The 15400-nt window shown below is 55.1% G+C and carries 14 protein-coding genes; 6 read left to right on the top strand and 8 right to left on the bottom strand.

The genetic code is table 11. The annotated features are described in order from the left end of the window. Positions 1–191: 191 nt before the first annotated feature. On the bottom strand, positions 192–1769 hold the full coding sequence (locus KP80_RS01735) for a hypothetical protein (protein WP_052281854.1): 1578 nt from the start codon (positions 1767–1769) through the stop codon (positions 192–194). A 47-nt stretch (positions 1770–1816) separates the two neighbouring features. Here KP80_RS01735 and KP80_RS01730 point away from each other — a divergent pair, with 47 nt between their 5' ends. Together KP80_RS01730 and KP80_RS01725 are read left to right on the top strand one after the other, a co-directional pair. Next, a complete protein-coding gene (locus tag KP80_RS01730) occupies positions 1817–3112 on the top strand; it encodes a Gfo/Idh/MocA family protein (protein ID WP_052281853.1) in 1296 nt (431 codons plus the stop codon). A gap of 108 nt (positions 3113–3220) precedes the next feature. Beyond that, positions 3221–4498, top strand: a complete 1278-nt coding sequence (locus tag KP80_RS01725) for an ABC transporter substrate-binding protein (protein WP_052281852.1) — start codon at positions 3221–3223, stop codon at positions 4496–4498. Positions 4499–4540: 42 nt separating this feature from the next. Here KP80_RS01725 and KP80_RS01720 read toward each other — a convergent pair whose 3' ends face one another. Both KP80_RS01720 and KP80_RS01715 read right to left on the bottom strand, forming a co-directional pair. Next, the gene (locus KP80_RS01720; RefSeq protein ID WP_052281851.1) at positions 4541–5230 is read right to left on the bottom strand and encodes an LrgB family protein; all 690 of its coding nucleotides are present in this window, start codon (positions 5228–5230) and stop codon (positions 4541–4543) included. Further along, positions 5223–5633: a CidA/LrgA family protein gene (locus tag KP80_RS01715; protein ID WP_052281850.1), complete on the bottom strand. Its 411-nt coding sequence runs from the start codon at positions 5631–5633 to the stop codon at positions 5223–5225. The genes KP80_RS01720 and KP80_RS01715 overlap by 8 nt, the downstream gene beginning before the upstream one ends. Before the next feature lie 102 nt (positions 5634–5735). On the opposite strand from KP80_RS01715, the gene KP80_RS01710 reads away from it, so the two are divergent. Next, positions 5736–6620: a LysR family transcriptional regulator gene (locus KP80_RS01710; RefSeq protein ID WP_052281849.1), complete on the top strand. Its 885-nt coding sequence runs from the start codon at positions 5736–5738 to the stop codon at positions 6618–6620. Between the two features lie 71 nt (positions 6621–6691). Here KP80_RS01710 and KP80_RS01705 read toward each other — a convergent pair whose 3' ends face one another. The 3 genes from KP80_RS01705 to soxR form a co-directional block, all read right to left on the bottom strand. Next, positions 6692–8338 (bottom strand): Na+/H+ antiporter, encoded by a 1647-nt coding sequence (locus KP80_RS01705; protein WP_052281848.1) that lies wholly within the window; start codon positions 8336–8338, stop codon positions 6692–6694. 182 nt (positions 8339–8520) lie between these two features. After that, positions 8521–9870, bottom strand: a complete 1350-nt coding sequence (locus tag KP80_RS01700; RefSeq protein WP_052281847.1) for an NCS2 family permease — start codon at positions 9868–9870, stop codon at positions 8521–8523. Positions 9871–10278: 408 nt separating this feature from the next. Continuing rightward, positions 10279–10737: a redox-sensitive transcriptional activator SoxR gene (gene soxR / locus KP80_RS01695; RefSeq protein ID WP_052281846.1), complete on the bottom strand. Its 459-nt coding sequence runs from the start codon at positions 10735–10737 to the stop codon at positions 10279–10281. Between the two features lie 87 nt (positions 10738–10824). Between soxR and soxS the strand changes: the two genes are divergently transcribed. From soxS to KP80_RS01680, 3 genes are all read left to right on the top strand, one after another. Continuing rightward, the gene (soxS, locus tag KP80_RS01690; protein WP_052281845.1) at positions 10825–11154 is read left to right on the top strand and encodes a superoxide response transcriptional regulator SoxS; all 330 of its coding nucleotides are present in this window, start codon (positions 10825–10827) and stop codon (positions 11152–11154) included. Positions 11155–11411: 257 nt separating this feature from the next. Beyond that, positions 11412–11693: a YjcB family protein gene (locus tag KP80_RS01685; protein WP_052281844.1), complete on the top strand. Its 282-nt coding sequence runs from the start codon at positions 11412–11414 to the stop codon at positions 11691–11693. A gap of 139 nt (positions 11694–11832) precedes the next feature. Continuing rightward, positions 11833–13341, top strand: coding sequence for a lytic transglycosylase F (locus KP80_RS01680; RefSeq protein ID WP_052281843.1), 1509 nt, complete (start codon positions 11833–11835; stop codon positions 13339–13341). Between the two features lie 31 nt (positions 13342–13372). On the opposite strand, the gene KP80_RS01675 is transcribed toward KP80_RS01680, so the two are convergent. After that, on the bottom strand, positions 13373–14080 hold the full coding sequence (locus tag KP80_RS01675; protein ID WP_197276129.1) for a GntR family transcriptional regulator: 708 nt from the start codon (positions 14078–14080) through the stop codon (positions 13373–13375). A gap of 14 nt (positions 14081–14094) precedes the next feature. Further along, positions 14095–15399: an oxalate/formate MFS antiporter gene (gene oxlT, locus KP80_RS01670; protein ID WP_197276128.1), complete on the bottom strand. Its 1305-nt coding sequence runs from the start codon at positions 15397–15399 to the stop codon at positions 14095–14097. Position 15400: the final 1 nt, after the last annotated feature.

The following is a 15400-nucleotide window of genomic DNA, read 5'->3' as shown; positions in this document are numbered from 1 at the left end:
GGTCGGGGATCACATTTTTTGTCCCTTCAGGTGATGTTTATCACGTCATCAAAATGATAAAAGCCGACGCGCATCACAGGGTTTATCTGTGATTCGCGAAGGCAATCACGCTTTTTCGCTTTTCACACCCATCCTCGGTTTTACCTCTACGACGTTTGCAGACAATCCCCACCGCAGTTTTTATTCTTTATTCACAGCGACTTGCTCAGGCTGTTGGCAAAACGAGTCAAGCGCTCCGGGCTTAGCAGCAGCGGCAAAAACAGCGGGCCTCTGGCCGGCGGATTGACCAGCCAGCGCTCCAGTGTGTCGGAGTAGCGCAACATCTGCTGCTGGTGCGTTTGCAGTACATTCGCGGGCAGACTTTGCGGGCCGTAGCGATCGATCCACAAAACATCGGTCATCGCAGCAGCGACGCGGGAAAACATCTGGCTGTAGACCTCCGCGCTGCGCCAGGCGGCCAGCAGGATCTCCAGCGAGTCGTTTGGACAGGTAATACGCGGCATCAGCTCACGCAGGTTTTGTACCGTGTGCGAGGCTAAAAAACAGGCGGCTTCTTTTTCCAGCACCACCCGCTCGCGCTGCTCTTTGCCCAACACGGGATCGTCGGTTGGCATCAGCGGTTGCCAGGCATGCATCCAGTTTGCGCTGCGAGTGTCCATGTGCAAAAGCTGCTGGGCTTGAGCCACGCTTTCCGGGATCTGGCTTTGATAGTGCAACCGGCGGCCAAGGAAGTTCGGCGTTTTGCACAGCCAGTCGTAGCTACCGTGCACGATAGCCGACAGCTGGTGTTTGTCCTGCTGTGAGCGAAAGCCGAGCTGCTGATTCTCCGCCCAGCGTTCAAAGGCGGAAGGCTGAGACTCTTCTGCAGTCTGGTTGGCCGCGGAGAGTCCGAAAAGGTTAACGGCGTTGGCGGAGTCCATCACACGGCTATCGGGCAACCACTGCCAGCTCACGCGAGAGGTGATGGCTTCAATTTCGTTTTCAGCGGCACTCAGCGCCCAGCTTAACCGGCCGCGGATCTCATCGGCCAGGTAACACGGCAGCGCGGTCCAGCCGTAGCCGGTGCCAAAGAGATCGTACTCGATCCACTTTTTATGCCCCGGCAACGTAGCAATGTGCGGGTGATTAGCAAAACCGGGATGATAGTCCAGCTCTGTGGCTTTGACCGACGCGCGGACATCGTCGGGCAGGGTCGCCAGCAGGTTAGAAAGCTGCTGCCGGGGCCAGCTGTCATCAATATAGTCACGCAGCACCAGCTTTTTACCCTGGGCGCGCAGCAGGCTCCAGACATCGTGCAGGCTTTGCTGCCAGCGGGCGGTCTGAAAGTCCGGGGTGGTCAGGCTCAGAATCAAGCCGCTGAGATGTGGCAGCGAGTGAAGTAGCGGATGCAATATCGCAGCATAAAAATGCTGCCAGAAATCAGGCGAACTTTTTTCATCGAAAGTCAGTTCGGGAAATTTACGCTTAATTATATCGTCGCTCGGCGCGGCTTCGCCCTGCAGCCAAAACGATAAATTATTTTCCGCCAGATATTGGTCGACACGTTTTAAATATTGCAGTGCGTAATTTTGTTGATGAATCAGGTTCTCGACGTTGAGTTTTTGGCTTAACGGCGAGGGCGTAGCAAGAAAAGACAGCAGTTCCTGTTGGTGCAGGATGATGCCGGTGAAACCGTGCTGTTTCGCGCTTTTAACGCCCTGAATAAACCAGGGCCAGTGCCAAATAAAAGTGCTATTCAGCTCCATCAATTGATGCGGAATACGTTTCATTGCGTCGCCTTGCTGATATTTGAATTTATATCTTAATCGAGGATGCCATGAAAAAATATGCTCTGGTCGGTACTGGAGGTCGTGCAGGTTTATATATTTCCGCCATTGGTGGAACCTGGCGTGATAATGCCAAAATGGTCGCGTTTTGTGATACCAACCAGACCCGAATGAATTACGCCAATAAGCTGCTGCAGAAAGAAGGTGCCGAACCGGTTTCCACCTGGAAAGCGGCGCAGTTTGAAGAGATGATCCGCGAAACTCGCCCGGATATCATCATTGTTACCACCATGGACCGTACCCACGATGATTACATCGTCCGGGCGCTGCAGGCTGGCTGCGACGTGATCACCGAAAAACCAATGACTATCGACGAAAAACGCGCTCTGCGTATTCTCGACGCCATCGAAGAAACCGGGCACACCGTGCGCGTGGCCTTCAACTATCGCTATGCGCCGCACCACAGCAAAGTGCGCGAACTGCTGATGCAGGGCGCAATTGGCAATGTCACATCCGTTCACTTTGAGTGGCTGCTCAACACCGAGCACGGCGCGGACTATTTCCGTCGCTGGCACCGTGAAAAACGCAATAGCGGCGGCCTGCTGGTGCACAAATCGACCCACCATTTCGATCTGATGAACTTCTGGCTGGGCAGTTATCCGGAGCGCGTTTACGCCGAAGGTAGTCTGCAATTTTACGGCAAAGAGAATGCGGAAAAACGTGGCGTATCGCAGTTCTATCCGCGAACCCACGGTTATGCCGAAGCCCAAAACGATCCTTTCGCGCTGAATATGGCAGGCAACGAACAGCTCAAAGCGCTGTATCTTGATGCCGAGCATGAAGACAACTATTTCCGCGATCAAAGCGTGTTTAGCGACGGTATCACCATCGAAGACACCCTGTCGGTGCTGGTGAAATACCAAAACCAGGTCCAGCTTTCCTACTCGCTGAACGCCTATCTGCCATGGGAAGGGCTGAACGTGGTGTTTAACGGCACCGAAGGCCGTCTGGAGATGAAAATCGTCGAGAAATCCTACGTTAACGCCGGCGGTGAACGCGAAAACGAAGGCAGCCTGGAGCAGTGTGATATCACCGTCTTCCCAATGTTTGCCGAGCCGTGGGAAGCCCAATTCAACCTTGGAGAAGGCGGCCACGGCGGCGGCGACAACGCCATGCTGGCGGATTTATTCGGTGAACCGGGCAACGACCCGTTGCAGCGCGCCGCCGACCACCGCGCCGGTGCGATGTCCATTCTCACCGGGATTGCAGGCAATATTTCCATGCAGCAGCAGCGCCCGGTGAATTTTAAGGAGTTCGAACTGGTTTCCCGCCTGGCGAAACGCTAAGCCCTTCGTTCCGGCGCGGCGGGAAGCCGCGCCGGAAAAGATGGTCAGTATTATGCCGTTACTCACCTGTTTAATAACACTATTTCTGCCTCTTTCCGGAGACATGTAATGAATAAAATCGCATCAGGTGTCATCGCATCATTATTACTTTCGTGTACCTCTGCCTGGGCACAACAGTCCGTAGAACTCCGTATGTCGTGGTGGGGTGGCAACAGCCGCCACCAGGCGACGCTGAAAGCGCTGGAGGCCTTTGAGAAGGCGCATCCCGATATCAAAGTAAAAGCCGAATACACCGGCTGGGATGGGCATCTTTCACGCCTGACGACCCAAATGGCCAGCGGTACCGAGCCGGACGTCATGCAAACCAACTGGCCGTGGCTGATTGTTTTTTCCAAAAATGGCGAGGGCTATTACGATCTGAATAAACTCAAAAATGAGCTGGATTTGAGCCAATATCAGGCCAAAGATTTGCAATCCACCACTATCAACGGCAAGCTCAACGGCCTGCCCATTTCGGTCAACGCCCCGGTGTTTTACTACAACGACGTTTCCTGGAAAAAGGCCGGGCTGGCGTATCCGAAAACCTGGGATGAACTTTTCGCGGCCGGAAAAAGCTTCCAGCAAAAACTGGGGAATCCGTACTATCCCTACAGCATGGTCGATCAGGACGTCATCCTGCTGCTCAACGCCTACATGATGCAGAAATACCAGAAACCGATGTTCGACAGCCGCGGCAAATTTACGTGGAGCGATGCGCAATGGGAAGAGGCATTCCGCTTTGTGAAACGTCTGAGCGATGACCACGTGGTACCGTCGCCGAAAACACTCTCCTCTTACGGCAAAGGTAACCTTTACGAAATGAAGCCGTGGATTAACGGCGAATGGGGTGGGACCTTTACGTGGAATATCTCTATCCGCATGTATATCAACAATCTCACGCCACCGGCCAAACTGGTGCTCGGGGATTACATCATGCAGCCCGGCGTAACGGAGTCCGGCGTCTACTTCAAGACGGCACAGATGTTCTCGGTGGCGAAGTCGACGAAGCATCCGCAAGAAGCGGCCATGCTGGTGAATTTCCTGCTCAACGATCCGCAGGCTATCGAAGCGCTGGGTCTTGAGCGCGGTATTCCATTGAGTAAAACCGCCGAAACGCTGTTAACAGCGAAAGGGGTGATTGACCCTCACGATCCGGTTGTTGCGGGTTTAAGACAGGCGCAATCGCTGCCCACCACCGTGGTCGCGACGCCATACATTGAGGATTTGCAGGTAGTCGATCAGTTTATGTCCGCCCGCGAGAAACTTGATCAGGGCAGGCCTATCGCCCAGGTTGCCGCCGATTTCCGTCAGCAGGTAGAGCGTATTGTTCGCCGTTTGAATCGTTAAGCCGTTCAGTGCTGGGTCGCCTTGCGCCGACCCAGCCACGGCCTAAAACATCAGCCAGCCAACCATCGGCGCGACCAGCACCATGACTACGCCGGAAAGCATCATCACCAGACTGGCCACCACGCCTTCCTGCGGGCCTAACTCATACGAACGCGCCGTCCCGGCACCGTGCGATGCGGCACCAAAACCGGCGCCTTTGGCCATTCCTTCGCGAATCGATAACCGCAGAAACAGCACGTCACCAATGGCCATGCCGAACACCCCGGTCACCACCACGAACAGCGCCACCAGCTCCGGCTGACCGCCGAGGGATTTTGCCGCCGCCAGCGCAAACGGTGTGGTGATAGAGCGCACCGCCAGGCTTCGCTGGATCTCATCCGGCAGGGTAAACAGCCGCGCCAGCCACACTGAGCTGGTCACTGCGACCACCGTGGCAGTAATCACCCCGGCGGAAAGTGACATCCAGTGGCGTTTGATAATCGCCAGATTGTCGTAGACCGGTACGGCAAAAGCGATGGTTGCAGGCCCCAACAACCACAGCAACCAGTGCGCCTCGCCCATATAGTTCTGATAGGAGATATGGCCGAACACCAGTAGCAGCACCAACAGCACCGGCGTCAGTACCAGCGGCATCAGCGGCAATTTACGAAAACGGCGATACAGGCGCTTGTTGGCAAAATAGAGCACCAGCGTAATCACCAGACACGCGACGCTGAGCTGAAAGTTAGTCATGGCGCATCCGTTTCATTTCGTAGCGATAGACTTTGTCGACCACCCAGGCGGTCGCGCCCAGCACCATCATCGTGCTTAACGCAATCACCAGGAAAATCCGCCAGCCGTCAATCATCAGCAACTGTGCGTAGTTCACCACGGCGACCACCGCCGGAACGAAGAACAGCAGCATTTCCGCCAGTAACCAGCGCGACCCCGCGCGGACCCATTTCAGCGGCACGATATGGCAGACAATCAGCGCCAGCAGCAGGATCATGCCCACAAGGTTGGCGGGCAGCGGCAGATTCAGCCAGCTCACCAGATATTCAGCAAAAACAAACAGCCCGGCGTACAGCAGCACCTGTACCGGAATTTGCAGACGGTTTAAAACGGAGGGCACTACGCGCCCTAAGGCCTCGGCCATGGAGGGATGTCCAGAAAAAATCACAGGCGCACAGTATAGTGAGGCAACGATGATGACAGAAATGAATTAAACTCATCGGTAGCATAGTTTAGAGGCATAATCATGGACATAAGAACGCTGCGCTACTTTGTCGAAGTTGTGCGTCAGCAGAGCTTTACCCGCGCCGCGGAGAAGCTTTTTGTGACGCAACCGACCATCAGCAAGATGCTCAAAAATCTGGAAGATGAGCTGAACTGCACCCTGCTCATTCGCGACGGTCGTAAGCTGTTAATGACCGATACCGGGCAGGTCGTGTTCGAGCGCGGGCTAGCGATTCTTGATGAATTCCGGCAGTTGGAAGCTGAACTCAGCGATATCAATCACCTCAATAAAGGCGTGCTGCGGCTGGGAATCCCACCGATGGTCGGTATGCTAATGGCAGGACCCATTGGCCTGTTTCGCCAGCGCTACCCCGGCGTAGAGCTTAAGATTTCCGAGTTTGGCGGCCTGACCGTGCAGCAGGCGGTGATTAACGGCGAACTGGATTTAGCGATGACCGCGCTGCCGGTGGAAGAAGAGAGCATGCTCACCACCCGACCGCTGTTCAGCCACCCACTGTGCGTGCTGGTGCCACGTTCCGGCGATTGGCTAGAGCAAACCTCGGTGTCACCACAGCAGTTAGCGGCCCATCCGCTATTGATTTATAACGAAGATTTCGCCCTCAGCCGTCAGTTAATGCAGCTGTTTGCGCGTCACGATGTTAAACCACGGATCGCGGTTCGTAGCGGGCAATGGGATTTTCTCGCCGCCATGGTGCAGGCGGGAGTCGGCGTCGCCATTTTACCGGAGCCTATCTGTCGACGTTTAGATGCAAAAACCCTGCGCTGGCTGCCGCTAGAAAGCGAACTGCGCTGGCAGTTGGGGATGATTTGGCGAGAAGGAGTGTATATGTCGCACAGCGCCCAGGCATGGCTGAAGTGCTGCGAGGGATTTACGCTGCCGGAGTGATGCCCGGGGTCGGCATCACGGCCTCACCCGGACAACCGTCGCGCCACGGTGGGCGCGACATCAGCCGTTGGCTACGCATCTTCAATCAGCAGCGCTTCCAGCAGGTCGAGGTCATGCAGCAGCTTCTGCAAGGTCTCGTTGCTGATCTGCCGCGTGGCGCGCAGGTGATAAAGCTCACCGCGTTCAGAACGTAATGCGGCAAGACGGAAGCGGCGCTCCAGCTGCTCTTCCAGCATCGATGTTTCCACATCATTACGCCCATCCACTCGACGGCGCAGGTTACCGATGACGCGCGAACTGACTTCGGTCAGCAGCTGGTTGTCGATATTCTCATCGGTATCTGCCGCCAGACGCTCTTCCATTTTCTGGATAGCGACAATCGCCACGTCCGCCGTCGCCGCACGCGCCAGCCGCTCTTCTTTGCGCTGCTGGACATTGTCGGTCGACTCGATATGACGCAGCAGAATTGGCAGCGCAATCACGCCAACAAACAGCGAGAACAGAATCACCCCAGCGGCAAGAAACACCAGCTCATAGCGCGCCGGGAACACGTCGCCGGACGGTAACAGCAGCGGAATAGAGAGCACACCGGCAAGGGTAATTGCCCCGCGCACCCCGGCAACGGAAGAAATCAGCAGCTCACGCGTAGTCCAGGAGCCAAACTCCATCGGTTTCTTTTTCAGGAAACGCTGGCTTAACTTGCGCATCGTCCACAGCCAGCCAAAACGCACCAGCATCAGTGCCGCGTAAATCAAGATGATATCGGTAAACAGCATCCAGGTTTCCACGTTCGGATCGGCTTCAGCCGCCACCAGCGAACTCTGAAGAATATCCGGCAGCTGCAGGCCCAACAGCAGGAACACCATGCCGTTAAACACAAACTCGAGCATCGCCCAGGTGCTGTTGGCGCGCAGGCGCATCGCCAGCGGGGCGGTACGCATCACGCCGGAACGGGTGATGGTCATCCCCGCCGCAACGGCCGCCAGGATACCGGATACGCCAATATGTTCAGCAATCAGATACGAGGCAAACGGCAGCAGGAACAGCAGCACAATCTGCGTGGCCGGCTCATCGCCGCCCCAGCGGCTGAGGAAACGCATTGAGCGCCCGTACAGCCAGCTGACCACAAAGCCCGCCAGGATGCCGCCAATGGCGACTTTCAGGAACTCCACCGTGGCACCGCCAACGGTAAAGACCATGGTCCCCATCGCCACCGCGACGGCAAATTTCAGCGATACCAGGCCGGAGGCGTCGTTCATCAACGCTTCGCCCTGCAAAATGCCCATGATTTTTTTCGGTATCCGCCCCTCCCCAACAATACCGGAGAGCGCGACCGCATCGGTCGGTGACAGCACCGCCGCCAGCGCAAACGCAGGGATAAGCGGGATACCTGGGACTATCCAGTAAATCAGGAAGCCAATCCCCACGACAGTCACCAGCACCAATGCCAGCGCTAGCCCGAGGATCTCCCTGCCGTGCTCGATAAATTCGCGCGTCGGTGTCTTCCAGCCGTCGGCAAATAGCAGCGGCGGGATGAACAGCACGAGGAACAGTTCGGGGTCGAATTCAACATGCAAACCAAAAGTCGGCCATGCGAGCATCGCACCGATAGCAATTTGCATTAACGGAAGTGGGACCTGGAATGGCAGTACGCGCGTGACCACCCCAGACAGCGAAACCACGAGGGTCATGATGAGTATGGTGAAGAATATTTCCATGCGTTCCCTGTTTACTGCGTTGTCTTATTATTCAAAACATGAAGCGTCGTGCTTCTTATTATACGGCTACCAGAGTAACGCAAAAGGAAACGAGGTGCGGCTGAAAATGGAAAAAAAGTCCAGCCAGGTAGCACAGACAAAAAACCCGCCAACGGGCGGGTTTTTTGACGACGGATGTGCGATTAAATCGCCCAACCGCCCGCGTAGAAGATGACCAGCGCCGCCGCAATAACCACGGTACCGATGTTCAGCTTACGCCATTCACCGGAAACCACACGGCCGATAACCAGCGTCGCGAAGCCAATCATGATGCCGGTCACGATGTTACAGGTCAGCACGATCATCACCGCGGTGATAAGGCCAGACATCGCATCAACGAAGTCGTTGAAGTCGATACGTGCCACGTTGCTCAGCATCAGCAGACCCACGTACATCAGCGCAGGAGCGGTGGCGTAGCCTGGGACCAGATAAGACAGCGGGGAGAGGAACAGAATCAGCAGGAACAGGACGCCCACGGTCACGGCGGTTAAGCCGGTTTTGCCGCCTGCCGCCGTACCCGCTGCGGATTCAATATAGACCGCGGCCGGAGCCGCACCCACCACCGCCGAGAACACGCTGCTCAGGGAGTCGGTGGTCAACGCTTTGCCGCCGTTGATGATCTGGCCGTCTTTATCCAGCAGGTTGGCCTGCCCGGCTACCGCACGGATAGTCCCGGTGGCGTCAAACACCGCGGTCATCACCAGCGCCAGTACGCTTGGCAGAACCACTGGGTTCAGCGCACCCATGATATCCAGGCTACCAATCAGCGAATGCCCGTTCTCATCGCTCAGAGAAGGCATCGCAAAGATACCGGAGAAGTGCACGTTCGGGTCGAAAATCAGGCCAACAATAGAGACACCGATGATGGTCAGCAGAATACCGCCGGGAACCTTCATTTTTTCCAGGCCGATAATCATCGCCAGACCAATCAGGGTCATGATCACCGGGAAGCTGTCGAACTGACCCAGCGCCACCGGCAGACCGTCGATTGGGTTCTTAACCACCATGCCCACGCCGTTTGCCGCAATCAGCAGCAGGAACAGGCCGATACCGATGCCGGTACCGTGCGCAATGCCCTGCGGCAAATTGCGCAAAATCCAGCTACGAATCCCGGAAGCCGAGATAACGGTGAACAGCACACCCATCAGGAATACGGCGCCCAGGGCTACCGGTATACTGATCTGCTGGCCCAACACCAGGCTAAAGGCGGTGAAAGCGGTCAGTGAAATGGCGCAGCCAATGGCCAAAGGCAGGTTCGCCCACAGCCCCATCACGATAGACCCCACACCGGCAACCAGACAGGTCGCCACGAACACTGCCGCTGGCGGGAAACCGGCTTTACCCAGCATTCCAGGCACCACGATCACCGAGTAAACCATCGCCAGGAAGGTCGTAAGACCGGCGACAACCTCCTGACGAACGGAGCTACCACGTGCAGAAATTTTAAACCAGGCGTCTAACGAACCGCCGGTACGCGCTGAAGGCGTAGACATAGAAAACATCCCCTGAGAGTTTTTATCATTCGTTGGTCTGCGTGGTGGAACATCCACTTTCAGCTAAGCGTCATCTCCATGTGCTACATTGCGGCAATAGGGGAGCCACAAAAAAGCAAACGATTAACTCCGCGCAGACAAAACGAGAATCGGAATTCCTCATTTGCGCGGTTGCGCCATGAGGTGAGCCAGGTCATTTTCGACGTAAGATGCGTCCGAAAATTCGAGGCAAACGATTATCTGGCTTTTACACCCCCTTTTTCAACAGAAGTTTGCCCTGCTTAATCAAAATTAACGATTGCCGATGAAGAAATGGTCAAGCCATGCGCAAACGTTATCGTGAATGCGCAATCTGGCAACAATTCTATGGCAAAAATGTCGCAATCCCCGGACGGGGATCGCGGCGGGTTATTCATCTTCTAACAGACGCGCGCCGGTGCCTTCTTCGCCCAACTTATCGCCAGGGTTACGCAACGGACAGTCGCGCAGCGACATGCAGCCGCAGCCGATGCAGCCGTTGAGCTGATCGCGCAATGCTTCCATGGCATGAATACGCTTATCCAACTCCTCGCGCCATTGGGTAGTGAAATGCTTCCAGTCTTTCGGCCCCAAAGTATGGTTTTCTGGCAGAACGCTAAAAGAATCGCCGATGGTCGACAGCGGAATACCCAGCCGCTGGGCGATTTTGATGATCGCCACGTAGCGCAAAACATCACGCTTATAGCGCCGCTGATTACCGCTATTTCTTGTGCTGCGAATAAGCCCTTTGCTCTCATAAAAATGTAACGCCGACACCGCAACACCAGTTCGTTTCGCTACGTCGCCGGGTGAAAGCAACGTTTTTATGCGCGTTGATTTTTTTTCCATAATCCGCTTTACCTCAAGTTAACTTGAGGAATTATACTCGCCAGCAGAACAGAAATCGACGCAAAAATAGACAACGGGGAGAGCCTTATGTCCCATCGGGAAATTATTCAGACGTTAATTGAATGGATTGATGAACATATCGAGCAACCGCTTAATATCGATATCGTGGCGAAAAAGTCCGGCTATTCGAAGTGGTACCTGCAGCGCATGTTCCGCACCGTGATGCATCAGACGCTGGGGGATTATATTCGCCAACGACGCCTGCTGCTGGCGGCCGAGGCGCTACGTACGACCCAGCGGCCGATCTTTGATATCGCCATGGATCTGGGCTATGTCTCACAGCAGACGTTTTCCCGCGTGTTCCGTCGTGAGTTCGACCGTACGCCAACGGACTATCGTCACCAAATCTCTGCCTAACAGAATCAATACCTTGTCGCCGCCCTCATGCGCGGCGACATTAACCACTTCATTATAGTGGTTAATCTGTTGACAAAAATCCTGCACCTGCCTCTGGTGAATAAAGCATCAAACGTGATATAGTTCACAAAATAGAATGAAACAGAAACAGCGTTTCATCTCACTTTGCATGCCTTCAGATAGCCAGAGCGCCTCGGGCCTCAATAAACAATGCGCTGTCAGGGCAATGTCTTGTTTATCTCTGAGGATAAGGTTTCATGGTTTCCATCACCGCGGGCGTCGCGCTGTTACGCTGGCCGTTAACCAGCGCGGTACTGATGTTTATCGCCAGTACCCTGAAAATTCAACTTCGTAAATCAGACTACGCCGGGCTGGCGGTCATCAGCGGTATGTTGGGTGTCGCGGCGGCCTGCTGGTTTGCCACCGGTTTGCTGGGCATTACGCTGGTCGATATTTCAACCATTTTAAACAATATCAAAGATGTGATGGTTGAAGTGATGAGCCACGCCCCACCGGAATGGCCTGTCGCGATGTACTAAGCGCCGACCACCGTGCATAAGCCCCGATTTATCGGGGTTTTTTATTGCCTGAATCCCACGAGAAAAAGCCCTGCCAACCCCAGGCTTTTTAGTTCCGCTCGACTAAAATTAATGGATGCGCCCTGCGGAGTGTCGCATCATGAATGCCATCCCTTTTCATCGCTTGATTATCCCCTGTCTTACTGCCCTGCTGCTGGCTTTACCGGCCTATGCCGCGCCAACAAAAGAAGAGACATCCGACACGCTGGAGTTGAATACCGAAAACCTCATGCAGCCGTGGAAAGGTGACCTCCCCGGCATGCTTGATCGAAGGGTCATCCGTGTTCTTACCACCTACAGCAAGACGTTCTTTTTTATCAATAAGGGCCAGCAGCGCGGGGCCACCCACGATATTTTTATCGCCTTCGAACGCAGCCTTAATACCCAACTGGCTAACGACAAAAAACTCAAACAACGCCATCTAAAGATTCGCATTATCTTCGTCCCGGTGGCGCGCGATGCGCTTTTTACCGCGCTTAACGAGGGAAAAGGCGATATCGCCGCTGCCAATCTGACCGTTACGTCCACGCGCCAACAGGAAGCGACCTTCACCAATCCCCTGTATACCGGGATTAAAGAGCTGGTGATCTCCGGCCCTGGCTCACCAAAAGTGAAAAAGGTGAGCGATCTCGCCGGTAAAACCGTGTTCGTCCGCCGCTCATCTAGCTACTACGAGAGCCTGCTGGCGCTGAATGCACGGTTAGCCAAAGAGAAACGCCCTCCAGTCATTATCAAGCTTGCCCCTGAAGCGCTGGAGGATGAAGACCTGCTGGAAATGCTTAGCGCCGGGCTTATCCCGCTCACCGTGGTTGACCGCCATAAGGCACTGTTCTGGAAACAAGTATTCCCTAAAATCGAAGTGCATGAAGAAATAGCGCTCCGCGACGATGGCAGCATTGCCTGGGCGGTACGCAAAGATAACCCGCAGCTACTGGCTGAACTCAATCACTTTGTGAAAGACCACCGCCAGGGTAGCCTGCTGGGCAACACACTGCTGCTGCGCTATCTGAAGAACGCCGACTATGTCAAAAACGCCGCTGCCGAAAAAGAGCGGCGCAAACTGCTGAAAATGGTCGAAATATTCAGAAAATATGGCGATCGCTACGACGTCGACTGGTTGCTGATGGCCGCCCAGGGCTATCAAGAGTCAAGGCTTGACCAGTCGGTGCGTAGCCATGTTGGCGCGATTGGCGTGATGCAGGTGATGCCGAAAACCGGCAAAGAGCTACAGGTTGGCGATATCAAACAGCTCGACCCAAACATCCACGCTGGGGTGAAATATATGCGCTGGATGATCGACCGCTACTACGCCGATGAACCGATGACGCAGCTGGATAAGGTTCTATTCACGTTCGCCTCTTACAATGCGGGGCCTACACGCATTGCCCGACTGCGGGCCGAAACTCAAAAACGCGGATTTAACCCCAATATCTGGTTTGGCAACGTTGAAAACCTCGCAGCCGAGAGAATTGGCGGCGAAACGGTGAGTTATGTCAGTAATATTTATAAATACTACATCGCCTACCGACTCGTTCTCGACGAGCTGAACCGTAAGCGGGCGATCACGGGGAAACCGCCGATCATTCCGGCGGTTGATATGAAAACCTGATGGGCCGATACGCTGCGCCGTCAGGTAAACGCTAGCGTATGTTTTTAACCCTCACCCCCTGCAAACGCCGTAGCGTAATAGTGCTGGCGCCTTTGTACGCATCTTTGATATGCGCAGAAATCAGCGCGACCGCTTTTTCCTCATCCCGCTGTTCAATCGCCCCCAGCAACTCCGCGTGCTCCTTGTAGGTTTGCGCGATTCGCGTTTCATACTCAAAATCGAGCCGACGCATGATGCGGATACGGTTGGTTATATTGGTCAGGATATTGGCCAACTCCCGATTACCCGCCGCCTCGGTCAGGGCAAGATGAAACTGCTCATCTAATGAGGCGATATTGTCACACTCCAGCAGTTGGGTTTCAGGGGCAACCTGCCAGATAGCCTTAAGACTCGCCAGCACATCCCGATTAACCTTCGGTGATGTCGAGCTGCATAGGCTCCTGACCGAATTGACTTCAATCAGCGCCCGCGTTTCATAGAGATCCTCGTACACATCGAAATCAATCGGGAAAACCTCCCAGCCGTTACGCAAGCAGCGCCGTACCAGACCTTCATTTTGCAGCAGTAGCAGCGCTTCACGCACCGGCGTGCGGGAGCATCCCAGGCGACGGGCAATGTCCACCTCGGTAAAGCGATCGCCAGGCAGGAGAACGAACTGATAAATTTCCTGCCGCAGCTGCAGGTACACACGTTCCGAATGCGCCAGCAGCGGCGTGGGTTCAGATGTCATTGCCGTCATGGATAACTCCGCTATTAGCTATGTTGGCGGATAAACCGCGCACGCCAGGGTTTTAATACACACAGTGCCAGCCCGGCAGTGATGAAATCAAGGGCTATCGCACAGCCAAAGACCACGTGCCACCCCTGCGTGTGTTGGTACAGCAGCGCCGCCAGCGGGCCGCCGAAAATCGAACCAATACCCTGTGAAATATACAGCCAGCCGTAGTTAGAAGCGGCATGCTCGCTGCCAAAGGTATCGGTTAAGGTGGACGGGAACAGGGAGAAAATCTCGCCCCAGCCGAAGAACACCACGCCGGAAAGCAGCACGAACAGCAGCGGATCTTCACGGCAGGCCAGCCACAGCATCATGGCGCAACCTTCCAGCGCAAAGGCGATGAACATGGTTTTTTCACGGCCATAACGGTCAGAGATAAAGCCAAACAGCGGGCGCGTTAAGCCATTGGTAAAACGATCGATGGTTAGCGCCAGCGGCAGCGCCGCCATACCAAAGACCACCGCTTTGCTGATACCAAAATCTTCAGCAAACACCGCCATCTGCGACGTCACCATCAGTCCGGAGGTAGACATCATCGCCATCATGGCGAACATCAGCCAAAACAGCGGCTGGCGCAGCATTTCCCGCGAATTAAACTGGCGGGTACTTTGCGCCACTTTGCGGCTGACCGGCATCGCCGCCATACTCGGCGGCAGGCTTAGCCCCTGGCTCGCCAGCAGGCCGACGGCGGCAAAAATAAGACCAAACACGGTCATCGTCTGCTCAAGGCCATAGCTGCCCAGCGAAATGGCGATGGGGAAAGTGGTTAATATCGCCCCCATTCCGTAACCCGCCGCCACGGCGCCCGCCGCGAAACCCCGGTTTTGCGGGAACCACTTCACCATCAGCCCCACCACGCCAATATAGACAATCCCGGTGCCCAGGCCACCAATACAGCCATACACCAGATACAGCGCCATCAGGCCGTTAATATGCGCGGAAAGCACCCAGCTTAACCCTGCCATGACCGTACCGATGGAGATCAACAGCCGTGGGCCAAAGCGCTCCACCAACCGCCCCTGGAAGGGCGAGAAAAAGGTCTGCAAAATAATCAGCAATGAGAACGTCACCTGCAGTTCTGGTAATCCCACGCCCAGTTTTTCAGTCAGCGGTTTAGTTAACAACGTCCAGACGTACTGCGGGCTGGAGATGGATGCCATGCAGATAAGACCGAGGATCAACTGCGTCCATTTGCCAAATTTTGGTGCTACCAAAGGTTCTCTAAGAACGGTCATATTACGCTCCAATAGACGAAAAAAAGTCGCCAGAAAGCGGGTGCGCATC

Source organism: Kluyvera genomosp. 1 (assembly GCF_001266615.1).
GTDB lineage: Bacteria > Pseudomonadota > Gammaproteobacteria > Enterobacterales > Enterobacteriaceae > Kluyvera > Kluyvera cryocrescens_A.
This window is presented reverse-complemented; position numbering and strand designations above follow the sequence as displayed.